The 13,586-nt window shown below is 66.9% G+C and carries 18 protein-coding genes; 11 read left to right on the top strand and 7 right to left on the bottom strand.

Annotated elements, in window-relative coordinates:
• Positions 1 to 142 precede the first annotated feature (142 nt).
• Positions 143 to 988, top strand: coding sequence for a hypothetical protein (locus NKT36_RS16850; protein ID WP_327053549.1), 846 nt, complete (start codon positions 143 to 145; stop codon positions 986 to 988).
• Entirely contained in the window at positions 988 to 2,274 is a 1,287-nt protein-coding gene (locus tag NKT36_RS16845; protein ID WP_327053548.1) for a polysaccharide deacetylase family protein, read from the top strand. The genes NKT36_RS16850 and NKT36_RS16845 overlap by 1 nt, the downstream gene beginning before the upstream one ends.
• 121 nt (positions 2,275 to 2,395) lie before the next feature.
• Here NKT36_RS16845 and NKT36_RS16840 read toward each other — a convergent pair whose 3' ends face one another.
• A complete protein-coding gene (locus NKT36_RS16840; RefSeq protein WP_327053547.1) occupies positions 2,396 to 4,006 on the bottom strand; it encodes an AMP-binding protein in 1,611 nt (536 codons plus the stop codon).
• A 229-nt stretch (positions 4,007 to 4,235) separates the two neighbouring features.
• On the opposite strand from NKT36_RS16840, the gene NKT36_RS16835 reads away from it, so the two are divergent.
• A complete protein-coding gene (locus tag NKT36_RS16835; RefSeq protein WP_327053546.1) occupies positions 4,236 to 4,715 on the top strand; it encodes a hypothetical protein in 480 nt (159 codons plus the stop codon).
• Between the two features lie 30 nt (positions 4,716 to 4,745).
• On the opposite strand, the gene NKT36_RS16830 is transcribed toward NKT36_RS16835, so the two are convergent.
• Positions 4,746 to 4,922 carry a hypothetical protein gene (locus NKT36_RS16830; protein ID WP_327053545.1) on the bottom strand — a complete coding sequence of 59 codons (177 nt, stop codon included), beginning with the start codon at positions 4,920 to 4,922 and terminating at the stop codon, positions 4,746 to 4,748.
• A gap of 135 nt (positions 4,923 to 5,057) precedes the next feature.
• Between NKT36_RS16830 and NKT36_RS16825 the strand changes: the two genes are divergently transcribed.
• On the top strand, positions 5,058 to 5,672 hold the full coding sequence (locus NKT36_RS16825) for a hypothetical protein (protein WP_327053544.1): 615 nt from the start codon (positions 5,058 to 5,060) through the stop codon (positions 5,670 to 5,672).
• Between the two features lie 70 nt (positions 5,673 to 5,742).
• Here the strand turns inward: NKT36_RS16825 and NKT36_RS16820 are convergent, their stop codons facing one another.
• From NKT36_RS16820 to NKT36_RS16810, 3 genes are all read right to left on the bottom strand, one after another.
• Positions 5,743 to 6,177, bottom strand: a complete 435-nt coding sequence (locus tag NKT36_RS16820) for a PIN domain-containing protein (RefSeq protein WP_327053543.1) — start codon at positions 6,175 to 6,177, stop codon at positions 5,743 to 5,745.
• On the bottom strand, positions 6,178 to 6,429 hold the full coding sequence (locus tag NKT36_RS16815) for an AbrB/MazE/SpoVT family DNA-binding domain-containing protein (RefSeq protein ID WP_327053542.1): 252 nt from the start codon (positions 6,427 to 6,429) through the stop codon (positions 6,178 to 6,180).
• Positions 6,430 to 6,578: 149 nt separating this feature from the next.
• Entirely contained in the window at positions 6,579 to 6,899 is a 321-nt protein-coding gene (locus NKT36_RS16810; RefSeq protein ID WP_327053541.1) for a universal stress protein, read from the bottom strand.
• 215 nt (positions 6,900 to 7,114) lie between these two features.
• On the opposite strand from NKT36_RS16810, the gene NKT36_RS16805 reads away from it, so the two are divergent.
• From NKT36_RS16805 to NKT36_RS16790, 4 genes are all read left to right on the top strand, one after another.
• A complete protein-coding gene (locus NKT36_RS16805) occupies positions 7,115 to 8,137 on the top strand; it encodes a lysylphosphatidylglycerol synthase transmembrane domain-containing protein (RefSeq protein WP_327053540.1) in 1,023 nt (340 codons plus the stop codon).
• A gap of 377 nt (positions 8,138 to 8,514) precedes the next feature.
• Complete coding sequence (locus NKT36_RS16800; protein WP_327053539.1) at positions 8,515 to 9,480, top strand: TackOD1 domain-containing metal-binding protein; 966 nt, start codon at positions 8,515 to 8,517, stop codon at positions 9,478 to 9,480.
• 193 nt (positions 9,481 to 9,673) lie between these two features.
• The gene (locus NKT36_RS16795) at positions 9,674 to 9,853 is read left to right on the top strand and encodes a hypothetical protein (protein WP_327053538.1); all 180 of its coding nucleotides are present in this window, start codon (positions 9,674 to 9,676) and stop codon (positions 9,851 to 9,853) included.
• Positions 9,846 to 9,980, top strand: coding sequence for a hypothetical protein (locus tag NKT36_RS16790; RefSeq protein ID WP_327053537.1), 135 nt, complete (start codon positions 9,846 to 9,848; stop codon positions 9,978 to 9,980). The genes NKT36_RS16795 and NKT36_RS16790 overlap by 8 nt, the downstream gene beginning before the upstream one ends.
• Before the next feature lie 132 nt (positions 9,981 to 10,112).
• Here NKT36_RS16790 and NKT36_RS16785 read toward each other — a convergent pair whose 3' ends face one another.
• The gene (locus tag NKT36_RS16785; protein WP_327053536.1) at positions 10,113 to 10,280 is read right to left on the bottom strand and encodes a hypothetical protein; all 168 of its coding nucleotides are present in this window, start codon (positions 10,278 to 10,280) and stop codon (positions 10,113 to 10,115) included.
• A 344-nt stretch (positions 10,281 to 10,624) separates the two neighbouring features.
• Here NKT36_RS16785 and NKT36_RS16780 point away from each other — a divergent pair, with 344 nt between their 5' ends.
• The 3 genes from NKT36_RS16780 (at position 10,625) to NKT36_RS16770 (ending at position 12,622) form a co-directional block, all read left to right on the top strand.
• Entirely contained in the window at positions 10,625 to 11,242 is a 618-nt protein-coding gene (locus NKT36_RS16780) for a class I SAM-dependent methyltransferase (RefSeq protein ID WP_327053535.1), read from the top strand.
• A gap of 124 nt (positions 11,243 to 11,366) precedes the next feature.
• Positions 11,367 to 11,963: a hypothetical protein gene (locus NKT36_RS16775; RefSeq protein ID WP_327053534.1), complete on the top strand. Its 597-nt coding sequence runs from the start codon at positions 11,367 to 11,369 to the stop codon at positions 11,961 to 11,963.
• On the top strand, positions 11,960 to 12,622 hold the full coding sequence (locus tag NKT36_RS16770; RefSeq protein WP_327053533.1) for a hypothetical protein: 663 nt from the start codon (positions 11,960 to 11,962) through the stop codon (positions 12,620 to 12,622). The genes NKT36_RS16775 and NKT36_RS16770 overlap by 4 nt, the downstream gene beginning before the upstream one ends.
• 24 nt (positions 12,623 to 12,646) lie before the next feature.
• On the opposite strand, the gene NKT36_RS16765 is transcribed toward NKT36_RS16770, so the two are convergent.
• A complete protein-coding gene (locus tag NKT36_RS16765; protein WP_327053532.1) occupies positions 12,647 to 13,240 on the bottom strand; it encodes an HdeD family acid-resistance protein in 594 nt (197 codons plus the stop codon).
• Positions 13,241 to 13,586 lie beyond the last annotated feature (346 nt).

Below are 13,586 nucleotides of genomic sequence, written 5' to 3'. Positions count from 1 at the left end.
GCGACCCCAGGCCCGCAGAAGGGAGGCCGTATCCGGTTAGGCTCGAGTTGTATGCGCCGCCACAGCGACGGAAAGCGGACCTTATCCGGTTAGTATCCGACTCATAACAATCAATGCCGTCGCTTTATTTGCCGGTCGAACCATGCAATTATCTGGTTTCGGCCTACCGGATTACAGGCGGTTGTTGCGTGCCGCCCTGGACCACGATTACGAGTTCTACACCGTCGCCGAGTACCTCGACGCGGCCGAGACGGCTCCCCGGTCGATAGTCCTCCGGCACGACGTCGATCGGCGCGTCAGCAACGCCGTCGCGCTCGCCGACGTCGAGGCCGACCTCGGCATCGACGCGACGTACTACTTCAGGACGAGCACGTTCGACCCGGAGATCGCGAAGCAGATGGCCTCGAACGGACACGAGATCGGCTACCACTACGAGGACTTCGTGAAGGAACGCGGCAACCCACACCGGGCGCACACGCGATTCGCAGCCAACCTCGCGTCGTTCCGCCAGCACGTCCCCATCGAGACCGTCTGCGCCCACGGGAACGCTCTCTCCCCGCACCTGAACATTGACATGTGGAACGAAGACACCCGGACGCCGGCCGACTACGACCTCGTCGGGAGAGCGTACGAAATCGACGCCGACGACGACGGTAGCAGCGACCGGATGTACCTGTCCGACACCGGTCGCGACTGGGACGCGTCCGTCCCGGGGTTCGGCGCGGTCCGCTCGACCGACGACGTGGTACAGGCGCTCGAATCCGGCGACTGTCCGTCCGTCTACCTGCTCGCGCATCCGAGTCGATGGGCGACGTCAGGGGTCCAGCGCCTGGAACGGGTCAGCTGGGACCTCGCCGCGGAGACCGGGAAGTCGGTGGCGAACACCGTCAACACCGTTCGACAGGCCGACGGACGGTTCGGCTCGCCAGCGCGCGTCTTGCGAACGCTTCGCTCGATAGCCAGCACCGGTATCCCCGGGAGGAAGTGATGGCGAGCGACGGGACGTCTTCGTCGACGCGTCGCGCCGTCCTTCGGAACGGCCTGGCTATCGCCGGGTCGGCGATGGTCGCGGGGACGGCGCTCTCCGCCTCCTCGTCGAACGGCAAGCTGGTGTTCACCTACGACGACGGCCCGGTCGAGGATTACACCAACACGTACCGGAAGGCCCACCGCAAGGAGGGCGTCCCGGGCTGTTCCGCCGTGGTGGCGTCGTACGTCGGAGGAGGCAGCGCCCTCAGCGCGTCACAGCTCCGGACGCTGGAAGACGAGGGCTGGGAAATCATGTCCCACACCGTCCAGCACCGCCTACTGGCTGCCGTCGAGGTCACGCGCGACGTCGCGTCCGGCGACCGGAAACTCCACGTGAGCACGAACGTCCACGGCAAGGTCCCCGGGGACGAACTCGTCGTCAGCGACGGAACGCGGTCGACGACCGTCACTGTGACAGGTAACGGCTCCGACGAGAAGGGGGAGTTCGTGGAGCTCGAGTCGCCGGTCGGGCAGGCGTTCACGGCCAGCGACGGCGTGACCGAACGGTACTCAGACGCCGTCCTTCGGACGTCGCTCCGCGAGTCGAAACGGCAGATCGAGGAGTACGGCGTCGACGTCTCGAACATCGTGATGCCGTACGGCGGGTACGGGCGACGGACGCAGGAACTCGTCGACGAGCACTACACCGCCGTCGCGAACGGTGGGCTCGCCATCGGCGGCCGCGGCCAGATCCACCACGCCGACGGGATACAGCTCCCGCACCTCTCCAGGACGATGTTCCGCCGTGGGAAGATCACGAAGGACGAACTCGGGACGTTCCTCGACCGGGTCGCGTCCGAGGACACGCTCGGAATCCTGGGTGGTCACAGCTGGGCGACGGAGAAGCTCTCGCCGTCCCGCATCCGGATGGTGATCCAGATGGCGAAAGACCGGAACGTCGACATCGTCACCCTCCGCGACGCGCTCGCCGACCTCGGCGTCACCGACGGGTCCGGGACGACAACCACGACGAGCACGTCCACCACGACAACGTCGACGACCACGCCGCCGACCTCGACTACCACGACCACGCCGGCTACCACGACGACGGGCACGGGAACGACGACGGCCACGAGTTCCAGCGTGGACGCCGGACCCACGACGGGGACCGGGTCTGCGGGGGAGGGGAACGAGGCATCGACCTCGTCCACCACGACGAAGACGAACCAGCCCGGGTTCGGCGTGCTAGCCGGCATCGCCAGCATCGGCGGTGCGCTCGGGCTCAAACGATACAGCGACGAGTGAACGGCCCGCCGTTCCTCGGAGGCTGCAGCGTTCGAGTTCCCGACCACGCGCCGTCGATGCAGTTCGTCGGACGGGTTCGGCCGCTCGTCCGGGACCTTACCGTGGACGTTCGTGCGCCCGTTCAGTTCACGGAGCGGTCGGCGTCCTCCCAGTACGGATCGCGCAGGGTGGCCTTGTCCACCTTGCCGTGGGCCGTCGTCGGGAGGTCGTCGGCGAACGCCACGGACTTCGGCTTCTTGTAGTCGGCGAGCAGTTCGTCCGCGTGCGCTCTCACGTCGCCGGCGGTCAGCGCCTCCGAGCCGGCGACGACGACCGCGTGGACCGCCTCGCCCCAGTCGTCGTCCGGGATGCCGAACACCGCCACGTCGCGTATCTCGGGATGGTCGCCGAGGGCGTCCTCGACCTCGTGACTGTAGACGTTCATCCCGCCCGTGATGATCACGTCGCGCTTGCGGTCGAGCAGGTAGAGGTAGCCGTCCTCGTCGAACCGCCCGACGTCGCCGGTGTGAACCCAGCCGTCCCGGAGCGTGCGTGCGGTCTCCTCGGGGCGCTCGTGATACCTCTCGAACGCGTAGGGGGAGGCCACCGCGACCTCGCCCGGCTCTCCCGTGGGGCGGGGGTCGCCCGTCTCCGGGTCGACGATGCGGACGTCGACGAGGAGACACGGCTGACCGGCGGACCGGAGGCGCTTTGCCCGGTCGTCGCCGTCCGCGTCGCTCGCCGCCGCAGCGGCGGCGTGCTCCTGACGCCCCAGCGTCGTGACGAGGTTCGGCACCTCCGTCTGGCCGTAGAACTGGAAGAAGACGGGGCCGAGCGCCTCGATGCCCTCGCGGAGTCGGTCGGGACGCATCGGCGCGGCACCGTACAGTAGCCTGTCCAGCGAGGCGAGGTCCCACTCGTCGACGCCCCTGTCGAGGAGGCGGTACACCATCGTCGGGACCATGAACGTCCACGTCACCTCCCGCGACTCGATGGTCCCGAGGGTCCGCTCGACGTCGAACCCGTCCCGTATCACGGTGGTCGCGCCGGCCAGCAGGTTCGCCCAGAGGAACGTGCCGGCCGAGTGCGACAGCGGCGTGACGACCAGTCCGGTGTCGCACCCGTCGAACCCGAGTTCCGCGAGATGGGCGTAGAGGCTCGCCGCGAGTCCCGCCTGCGAGTAGACGACGCCCTTCGGCTGGCCCGTCGTGCCGCCGGTGTAGAAGTGCCCCGCCACGTCCCCGGGTTCGACGTCGACGGCCGGCGGGGTCGTCGACTCCTCCGCCAGCAGGTCGTCGTACCGACTGACCGTCGCGTTCTCGATCCGTGGCGTCTCGGCCTCGTCACCGCCGACGAGCACGACGTCAAGCGACGTCGCGAGCGCAGGCGCGACCTCGGCCAGCACGTCCGCGTGCGCAGCGTCGCAGACCACCGTGGAGGCACCGGAGTCCGAGAGGACGTGCTCGACCTCCGACGGCGAGAGCATCGGGTTCAGCGGCAGGCGGGCCGCCCCGGCAGCCACGATGGCCAGGTCGACGACGACGTACGCTGGTCGGTTCGACAGCAGGACCGCCACCCTGTCCCCCGGGTCGACGCCCATCCCGACGAGCGCGTTCGCCAGCGCCGACGACCGGGCGTCGAGGTCGCCGTAGGTGAGTCGGCGCTCCCCGGACACGACGGCGGTACGGTCGGCGTGCTTCTCGAGCGCCCTGCGGAAGAGCGGCGGCAGCGTCCGGGGCGTGGGGGCATCCATAGGGAGAGTTGTTCGCGGCCCCAGAAAAAGCGTTGTGGGTGGTGTCAGTACTTCCCGCCCCCGGGCGGCCGTCGTGGCCGGTCCCGCCGTCGCTGGCACAGGACCGCACCGGAAAAGCTACTGCCACCTCGACGGCCCGGCAGCCGTCTGCAGTCCGTCGACGACGCTGGACGGCGACGATGGTCGCCGTCCCGTAGCTACCTGTTCCGACACGTTCACACCGCGTGACATGCCCGCCACATCGCGGCGCAGACTGCTACGCTCCCTCGCCGTCGGCGCTCCCGGTGCGACCGCAGGCTGTCTCTCGGACGGCGGCAGTCCGGCCACCGAATCGTCGACTGATACCCCCGTCGGCACGAACCTCACCGAGTGGGAGCGGTCGACGGACTGCGTCACGACGGCAAAGCGCGACGACATGGACGAGCTGTACGACAGCGTCATCAGCGTCGAGGAGGTGGGCCGCAGTCGCCCTGCCCGGTTCGCCCACGTCGAATTTAGCGCCCTCACGGCCGCCGAACGGGACATCCTTCGCACGGTCACCGGCGACGGCGGCTACGCGACCTGCGACCCGTCTCCGGCGTTCGGACGGTTCGTCGATCGCGTGCAACAACGCCAGCACCAGAAGGAGACGACGATGGTGTATCTCGAACGGAACGGGACGTACTACGGGCTCTACGTCGAGGTGACGGACCAGGTGTGCTCCTGGTGACGCCTGGACCGCGGTTCGTTCCGGACACCCTCAGAACGACGACCGGTCCAGCACCGTCTCGAGCAGCGCGACGAGGACGAGGAGACCGGCCAGCACGGCGCTCTCTACTGGACCGTACTGGAACGGGTAGACCGCGAGCGCGAGGAACGCCAGTGCGCCGATGAAAGCGATGGCCGCGACGAGCAGCGCCTTCGTCGTCCCTTCCATACCGGAGTCGAGGTGCTGCTGTCGAAAAAGGTCACCGTCTCGACACGCACGTCCGAAGTGGACGTTTGACCCGTGGCGACCGTCGGAGACGTCGGTCTGCAGAAAGCTTATTCCACCGAAGTGACGAGCGAAGTCATGGATCGCCGAACGGTCCTCGCCGGCACCGGAACCGCCCTCTCGCTCCTCCTCGCGGGCTGTTCGAACGGCATCGACGCGAACGACGAGTTCGACCCCGACGTCGAACCGGTCGAACGGGTGGGTGGGGCACCGCCGGTCTCGATCGAGGCGGAACCGGAGCGGGAGTACGAGTACCGCCCGGGGAGCGACTCCGTACGCGTGGAGTTCGACGGAGGAGAAACCGCCACGATGCCGTTCGACGAGTGGGGGACGCGGCGGGCCACCGACCACGCCGTCGACCACGTCTACTCGCTCCTGGCGGAGCAGTCGCTCGCCGGAACGGGCGTCTCCGTCGGGCAGGGCGAGGCGGTGCTGTCCGAACTGGACCGCACGACGGCGGAGGACGCACCGTCAGCCCCCGAACTCGACCGGGACGCGCAGTTCGCCCCTGTCGTCTTCCACGAGCACAGGTACGACCGGAACGGTGACCTCGTCTCCGAGCCGTCGGTGTCGTTCGACGCCATCGTCGAGGCGACGCCGCGGACCGTCGACGTGACGGTGCTGTTCCCCGAGCGCGAGTACGCGGCGACGCTCCCGGTCGTGTGCCAGCGGACGGTGGTTCGGTACTCCTGACGACCTCGGTTCGGCTACTTCGGCTGACCAGAATCGGTGGCACGACTCGAACCCCACGAGCCGCGGGGTCTCACCTCGGGTTGTACGGGTTGGTCGCCGTATCGAGCCGGTAGACGCCGTCGGCCGCCTCGAAATCGTCGTCCAAGGCATAGATGTACCCGAGTCCTTCGGTTTGCATGTACGCGATGATGCAGGCGTCGACGAACGAGAAGGGTTCGTGCTGTCTGAACAGGGCCTTTCCCGTCGCCAGCGCGTCTGTCGTGAGCGAGTCGACGTGGAACCGTGCGTTCTCCTCGATACGATCGAGGAGATCGACGGCTGCATCGTGGCCAGCGTGGGTCGTGAGCCCGTTGAGCGTTTCTGCAAGGACGTAATCGATGACGACTGCCTCCGGAAGCGAACCGTCGTCGATACCTCGGAGAACCGGGAGCGCGACCTCGTGCGAACTGTCCTGCCGGTACGCAGCCGCAAAGAGAACCGTCGTATCGATAAGTGCGCGGGGCATCTACTCGACGTCGACGCCCCAGGCGTCGTGGTCGCCAGTCACGTCGGTCGTCTCCTCGCCATCGTAACCGTCGAACTCCGCGAACGTCCCCGTTTGCTGCTGGACGACCTGGACACGGACGCTCCCGTCGTCTTCGACGTGCCAGCGAAGCTGATCGCCGTCGTCGATCCCGAGCTCACGACGAATCCGAGCCGGGATGTTCGCCTGATTCCCCGACACCTTGCTCTCGGCGTCGATCCGGTTGCTGCTCATGCGTCCTGGTAGGGGACCGATGGTCAAAAGCCTAGTGTGTTACCACACTATATAGCAATCCACCACGACTCACGCCCCAGCGAGGAAGTCGGTCCGATCTATGGTCGTCGAGCACTGCCCGTCAGGCTACGAAAGGTCGGCTGGCGCCGTCACTCTTGCACGACGATTATCGGGCGATGCGTCTGCTCGGCGGTCGACTCGTAGGTCCTGCCGAACACGCGCTCCAGCGGCGACTCCTGCGTCTCGCCCATCACCAGCAGGTCGTAGTCCCGCATCGCCTGGCCGATCTCGAACGACGGATCGTCCGAGACGACCTCCTTCCGCTGGCGGTCGTCCGGGTCGACGTCCGGCGACAGTTCGTACGCTCCGAGCAGCACCACCTTGCACGCGGTGAGGCCGTCGATGAACGTCGACGGGAGCGGATCGGGGTCGGGGAACTCGACCGGAATCAGTACGGTTGGAGCGACCATCGTTGGAAACCCGACTACGAGTACGTGTCCGCGGTTCAAAAGGAGTGACGGGCGACCGACCCCGGTCGGAAGGCGGTGCGCGGCGACCGGCGATGGTCACCCGGACCGCTCGTCGTTCGCCCCGCCTCGCCAGGACGCGTGCTGGCCACTGACACACCGAGACGGGTCGGAGATTATCGACATAGTAATGATGCATCAAGCAGGTGGCTGCACGTATGGATGGTCAGCGACAGCGTGCCGCCGTCGGCTTCCTCGGCGTGCTCGCTGTCCTCGGGATACTGCTGCACTTCGTCGGGGTGGAGGAGCTGACCCGCGAGCTGTCGGACGCGGACGGGACGATGGTCGCACTCGTCGTGCTGGCGATCTTCGGGTGGCTCGCGGCGTGGGGGTTCGGGCTCAAGACCGTGCTGAACACGCTCGGTAACGAAGTCTCGTTCGTCAGGTCCGTCCTGATCATGAACGGCGCGATGTTCTCGAACAACGTCACGCCGTTCGGGCAGGCCGGCGGCGAGCCGGTGACGGCGCTGCTCATCTCGAAGACGACGGACGCCGAGTACGAGCGCGGCCTCGCGGCCATCGCGACCCTGGACTCGCTCAACTTCGTCCCGTCGATCGTCATCGCCATGATCGGGCTGGGCTACTACGCGACCCAGACGACGTTCAGCCGCCGTCTTCAGGTCGCCGCCGTCGTGGTCGTCGCGCTGACCGCCGGGGTGACCGCAGGCGGGTACCTCGGCTGGCAACACCGGGGCCGCATCGAGCGAGGCATCGTGAAGCTGCTCGCGTCGGTACTCAACCCCGTCCTCGGCGTCCTGCCGAGGGTTTCGCGGTTCGACCGGGCCGCCATCCGCTCCAGGGTTGACCACTTCCTCGGGTCGATCGAACGGATCGCGACCGACCGCGAGGGCGTGACGGTGGCGCTCGGCGCAGCCGCGGCGGGCTGGGCGTTCCAGATGGTCGCGCTCTGGCTGTCGTTCCAGGCGGTCGGCGCGCCCGTCCCGTTCGCCATCGTGCTGTTCGCCGTCCCCGTCGGCGCGATGGCGGGGGTCACCCCGCTCCCTGGCGGCGCGGGCGGCATCGAAGCAGTGCTCGTCGGCCTCATCTCGACCCTTCCCGGTGCCGTCGCCGGACTGGAGACCGTGACCGCCGCGGTGGTCATCTTCCGCGGCGCGGTGTACGTCATCCCGGTCGTCATCGGCGGTCTGGTGATGAACGCCGCCAGCATCGACTACCTCTGACCGGCTGTCGAAAGCGTGTCCAGACCGCCGAACGTCGCCACGCCGCCGACGAAGCACGCCGACGCGGTCCCTTCCCGAGCTCCGTGACGGCCCGGTCGTACAGTTCGAACGCGAGCGAGATGATGAGCGATCCGCCGCCGACCGCGAGCAGGATGGCCTGCCACTCCCGCCTGGGGTCGACGTCACCGTCGCTGGCGGCGAGTTTTTTGCGACCCCGTCCGGGCTGTGGACGTCGCGGTCGTCGTCGTTCGAGTCCCGTTTCCGTCGAGAGCGGCAGACCACCCCTACTCACCGTCCCGCGACCGGTAGCCGGGTGGTAACTAAATGGTTGTTCACTGTTGTTACAGTGCATGGCATCACCGGGGATAGTCCGACTGATGAGCGACCTCTGGAAGGACTCGCTGGACGGGATCCATCCGACCGTCGACATCGAGACGGGCGAGGTAACGTATCCGGAAGCGGAAGCTCGCCTCGACGAACGCGACGGTCTTGCCTTCGAGGTGCTGGAGACGCTCACGGACCAGGACCGACTTCACCGTGAGTTCCAGGAGAAGCAGTACATCTGTCCGCAGTGCGAAGCGAAGGGGATGCAGTACACGTCCGCCTGTCCGTCCTGCACCTCTCCGGAGACGGTCCGCACGGAGCGATACCGTCACGCGGAATGTGGTCACGAGGGGATACAGGAACAGTTCCTCGACGACGAGGACGGTGCCGTCTGTCCGGGATGCGAGATGGACCTCGAATCGCTCGAACGTCTGGAACTGGACACCATCCACTTCTGTGAGAACTGCGACGCGATCTCGGAGACGGTGGACCACCGACTCCGGTGTCGGGAGTGTCACCTCGTCATCCATCCGATGCGGGCGACCGAACGCATCCTCTACCAGTACTATCTCACCGACGATGGCGCAGACTGGATCGGGGAGCAACTGACCGCACGCGAATCGCTCGTCGAGATGCTCGAGAACCGGACGTTGCGGACGGAGACGGACACGACGGTAACCGACGAGTCGGGCGAGCAGGTCCCGGTCCACGTGTACGCGACGGACGACCTGCTGGACGAGGACATCGTCGCTGCGGTACACGAGCAACCGGACGAGAGCGACGTCAGGAACCTCCTGTCGATCGCACAGGACGCCGACGCCCACGCCATACTGGTCACGACGTCCGGGAACATCGTCGGCAAGGACGTCGACCGGTTCATCACCGACGACCGCCTGACGGTCCTGCAACTGGCGAACGGCGGGACGCTCCAGCGGGAGTACGAGATCATCGCCGACCCGACCAAGCGCAACTCGTTCGTCGGCCGCATCGCCAACATCTTCCGGTCGCAGACGGTGTGATCCACGGTCGTAAGCCTGTTCGTCCAGTTAGGCAGTTCCTGAACCGGAACAGTGCCCGTCCGTCCGCGGTGATCGCTCTTCGACGCCCGGCGAGCAACAATAGCTCACGAAATCATGCCGACCACGGTTCACTTTCACGTCCACTCCACGGGGACGGCTCAGTTCCTTTAGGTGTCCGCCGTTCCCTCCAGCTATGGCGACGACTGACGACGAATCGAACCCCGGGCAGACTACGCTCGAACTGACACGGCTCGACGACGGGCGCTGGCGAGCGACCCAGGCCGGGGTCGCGACCGAGAGGTACGGCCAGACGGATGCGCTCGCCGCGATGGACTACTGCCGCCGGGTCGCAGAAGGAGGCGACGATGAGTGACGCCGGCCGGGAGACGATAGTGCGGTACCGGTGCCGCGCGTGCGGCACCGAGTTCGTCGCTGCCGGGCCTGGCGTGACGCCCTGTCCGCGGTGCGGGGCCATCGAGGAACACGAACTCGACACCTAGCTATCGAACTCGCATGAGTCGCGCGAGGACGTCCGCTGGACTGTGGAGGACGGTGACGGCACCCCGTTCGTGGTCGTGGCCGACCAGAACTGAAGACGCTAATCCGCGGTTCCCGTCGCCAAATCAGCGTTCTCAGTCCGTAGTGCGTCGCTGGCGAGCGGCGACCTCCGGATGGCGATAGTAGTAGAGCGAGAATCCGAGGTAGACGATGCCGAGCCCGAGGAGAAGGGCGAGGAAGGGATGGATGCTCAGCCCGAAGCTTCCGATGATGACCAGCATGACGAACGTCACTACGTACACGAGAAGGGCGACCGCAAACGTTCGGCCGATTCGAGTGATAGGGTCCCGTTCCGGTGCCATCGCCTGAACCACTACGCTAGCTCGGGTGAAAAGTATTCCCTGCCTACAGCCGCTCCCCTGGTCCTGCACGTGGCCACTCCCGGATAGATTCGACCGGACCCCCTGGCTCTCCACGTCGTTGTCGACCTCGAACGTGGCCGTGGTTGTCGTATTCCGCGGCGAGTGGAGCCGGGGTTGACTGTACAGGGGTGCGGGTCGGGACCACCTGCAGTTCCGGCAGGCGTAACGAGGCCACTACTCTCCGACCGCCGACTCTTTACTCCCCGACTCCCTCAGTCGGACGTATGGAACCGGAGGACAACCACCGGTACTGGGCCAACCGCTCGGAGGAGTTCTCCCCCAGCTACTACGCGGACATCGGGCAGAACGAGGTCACGGAGACCCTCGACGCCGTATTCGACCACTACGTGGACGAGGACGCGGCCATCCTCGAGGTCGGCTGTAGCTCCGGACGGCACCTGGCCCGCCTCCTTGACAGCGGCTACGAGAACCTCACCGGCATCGACATCAACGACGACGCGTTCGAGGTGATGGCCGAGCACTACCCCCGGCTGGCCGAGACGGGGACCTTCCACGCCGGCGCGATCGAGGACCTCCTCCCCGAGTTCGACGACGACGCGTTCGACGTCGTCTACTCGGTCGAGACGCTCCAGCACGTCCACCCCGAGAACGCCGACGCCTTCGAGGAGGTGGCCCGAGTCAGCGCCGACCTCGTGATCACTGCCGAGAACGAGGGCAACAGCCCGAGACGCGGCCGCGAGGGCGCCGAGGTGAGTTGCGTCCACGACGACTTCCCGCTCTACCACCGGAACTGGAAGGACGTCTTCTCGGACCTCGGACTCGCGCAACTCCTCCGCGAACCGCACAGCCGCGACACCGTCCGCGTGTTCCGCGTGCTCTGACCCTGCCGACCGTCGAACGCAACCGTCTAACGGAGTCATCGAACGGGGCCGTCGATCGGCTACAACAGGACCGACGCCAGACTCTATACCCAGCGTGGCGTGGACGTTCGATGGGGGAGAGTGAATGGGTCGAGCACTGCCGGAGGAGTGGTTCGTCTCGGACACGCGAGTGAACGCGGCGATCGCGTGGTCGTTCAGCGCCGTCTTCGTCGGCGTCGCCGTCGTGGGTTTCCTGCAGGTGCTGTTCGTCGAGATGGCGCTCGCTGCTATCGCTGCGTTCGTCGCCATCACGCCCGCCGTCGTCTATCGGTCGTGGACCCGGACGGTCCCGTGGCCGCTGCTGCTCGTCACCGCGCTCCCACTGGCGGTCGGGACGTTCCGACCGACGCTCTTCGACGAACTCGTCACAGGGTTCAGCGTCGCGACCCTCGCCATGCTCGTCGTCGTCGCGCTCGAGTTGACGACGGCGGTGCGGATGACGCCGCGGTTCGCGGTGTTCTTCACCGTCATCGCGACGCTGGCGACCGCCGGGTTCTGGGCGGTCGGCTCGGCGGCCTCGGCCAGATACCTCGGCACGACGTTCGTCTCGACGAACGGCGAACTGATGGCCGTGTTCACCGCCACGCTCGTCGCGGGCATCTTCACCGGGATACTGTTCCGACTGTACTTCCGGCAGCGACTCGCCACCGACGCCGAGCGGTCGGAGGAGGTGGCGACGTGAGTTCTCGGACGCTCGGCCACGTTTCAGCGCGCAGGAAGGGCCAGCTGGCGCGTCTCCTCCAGGTGGCGATGGCGGGCATCCTCCTCGTGGGCGTGTTGCGCGGCAACGCCGGCATCGCCGTCAACGCGGGCGTCGGACTGCTGGTCTCGTTCCTTCCCGCGGTACTGGAGCGCAACTACCGCATCACGATGAGCGTCGGCATCGTCCTCTGGATCACCGTCGCGATGTTCCTGCACGCGCTCGGGACGCTGTCGCTGCCCGCGCTGGGGTTCCTGAGTCCGTACAAGTCGACGTGGTGGTGGGACCACATGACCCACGCGCTGTCGTCGTCGCTCGTCGCTGGGGCGGCCTACGCCGTGACGCGCGCGCTCGACGAACACACGGAGTACATCGCGATGCCGCCGAAGTTCATGTTCGTCTACCTACTGCTGTTCGTGATGGCGTTCGGCGTCGTCTGGGAACTCGTCGAGTTCTACGTCGGCGTCGCGTCGGACCTCGTCGGGACCGGCAAGGTCCTCACCCAGTACGGGCTGGACGACACGATTCTCGACCTGTTCTACAACACGCTGGGCGGACTCATCGTCGCGACCTTCGGGACGGTCCACCTGACCGACCTCGCCGACCAGCTCCAGTTGCGGATCGAATCCACGGACCAGTAGGTGTCGACAGACGGAGGGCTCTCGTCACGCCTCGCGTCCGCGCTCGTCCGCCGGAACCTCCTCCCGCGTTGCCCGTCGGGTCGCCCTGCCGAGGCCGATGAGCGAGAGGCCGGTGACGAGCAGGTTCACCCCGAAGAGGACGCCGACGGCCCAGAGAGCGGTCGCCGGGAATCCCACCCAGAGCATGCCCGCGACGAGCAGCGACACGACGCCGCTCGCGAAGAGCCACAGCCAGCCCTCGTTACCGCGACCGGCGATGGACCACCCGATTTCGACGACGCCGTCGACCAGGAAGAACGCGATGGCGAGGATCGTCAGCGTCGTCAGGCCGACGACCGGATTCGCCATGAACGAGATGCCGGCGAATCCGTAGAGGATGCCGAGCAGGACCTGCCAGACCGCACCCCAGAAGCTCCCGGCCGAGAACGCGTGCGCCACGTGGACGATCGCGCCGACGACCAGGAACGCGCCGAGGAGGACTGCGAGCGAGAGGCCGGTGACGAACGGTGCCAGCATCGCGAAGACGCCGAGGACGGCGATGATGGCACCGACGACCACGCCGCCACGCATCTGCCCGGAGTCCATTTCGGCGGCTGGAACGGCTGCGATGTAGTTCATGATGTTCCCGTTCGCAGTTGGACGGGCGACGTCAAAAAGGCGCGAAACCGTTCAAACGGTGGCTGGCCGTCCGGGCGTGACTCATTGCTCACAATCGCTCGTCCACCGGTCGTTGAACGTCCCCAACGCCCCCGCTCGTCCCCGAGAGCGTCGACGAGCGGCCATCAGGGCAGCGTCGCCGGTGACGCGCCAGAACTCCACGGTAACCTGCACGAGAGTGTCGGAAAGGACCCCGTACAGACCACATAACGGTCGAGTGTCGGTGGCGTACAGACACGGGTGATAGGTGACGACAGCGCCCGCCGACGTTCGTGCGCCACGACCGGAAGAACGGGAGGCGGTTCGC

This window comes from Halomicrococcus gelatinilyticus (assembly GCA_024227995.1).
Lineage (GTDB): Archaea > Halobacteriota > Halobacteria > Halobacteriales > Haladaptataceae > Halomicrococcus > Halomicrococcus gelatinilyticus.
Note: the sequence above shows the minus strand (reverse complement) of the source record. Positions and strands in the feature narration are given on the sequence as shown.

Bases quoted from the DNA above. Each gene is read 5' to 3' on its own strand.
- NKT36_RS16850 (WP_327053549.1), top strand. From the start codon at position 143: ATGCAATTATCTGGTTTCGGCCTACCGGATTACAGGCGGTTGTTGCGT.
- NKT36_RS16845 (WP_327053548.1), top strand. From the start codon at position 988: ATGGCGAGCGACGGGACGTCTTCGTCGACGCGTCGCGCCGTCCTTCGG.
- NKT36_RS16840 (WP_327053547.1), bottom strand. From the start codon at position 4,006: ATGGATGCCCCCACGCCCCGGACGCTGCCGCCGCTCTTCCGCAGGGCG.
- NKT36_RS16835 (WP_327053546.1), top strand. From the start codon at position 4,236: ATGCCCGCCACATCGCGGCGCAGACTGCTACGCTCCCTCGCCGTCGGC.
- NKT36_RS16830 (WP_327053545.1), bottom strand. From the start codon at position 4,922: ATGGAAGGGACGACGAAGGCGCTGCTCGTCGCGGCCATCGCTTTCATC.
- NKT36_RS16825 (WP_327053544.1), top strand. From the start codon at position 5,058: ATGGATCGCCGAACGGTCCTCGCCGGCACCGGAACCGCCCTCTCGCTC.
- NKT36_RS16820 (WP_327053543.1), bottom strand. From the start codon at position 6,177: ATGCCCCGCGCACTTATCGATACGACGGTTCTCTTTGCGGCTGCGTAC.
- NKT36_RS16815 (WP_327053542.1), bottom strand. From the start codon at position 6,429: ATGAGCAGCAACCGGATCGACGCCGAGAGCAAGGTGTCGGGGAATCAG.
- NKT36_RS16810 (WP_327053541.1), bottom strand. From the start codon at position 6,899: ATGGTCGCTCCAACCGTACTGATTCCGGTCGAGTTCCCCGACCCCGAT.
- NKT36_RS16805 (WP_327053540.1), top strand. From the start codon at position 7,115: ATGGATGGTCAGCGACAGCGTGCCGCCGTCGGCTTCCTCGGCGTGCTC.
- NKT36_RS16800 (WP_327053539.1), top strand. From the start codon at position 8,515: ATGAGCGACCTCTGGAAGGACTCGCTGGACGGGATCCATCCGACCGTC.
- NKT36_RS16795 (WP_327053538.1), top strand. From the start codon at position 9,674: ATGGCGACGACTGACGACGAATCGAACCCCGGGCAGACTACGCTCGAA.
- NKT36_RS16790 (WP_327053537.1), top strand. From the start codon at position 9,846: ATGAGTGACGCCGGCCGGGAGACGATAGTGCGGTACCGGTGCCGCGCG.
- NKT36_RS16780 (WP_327053535.1), top strand. From the start codon at position 10,625: ATGGAACCGGAGGACAACCACCGGTACTGGGCCAACCGCTCGGAGGAG.
- NKT36_RS16775 (WP_327053534.1), top strand. From the start codon at position 11,367: ATGGGTCGAGCACTGCCGGAGGAGTGGTTCGTCTCGGACACGCGAGTG.
- NKT36_RS16765 (WP_327053532.1), bottom strand. From the start codon at position 13,240: ATGAACTACATCGCAGCCGTTCCAGCCGCCGAAATGGACTCCGGGCAG.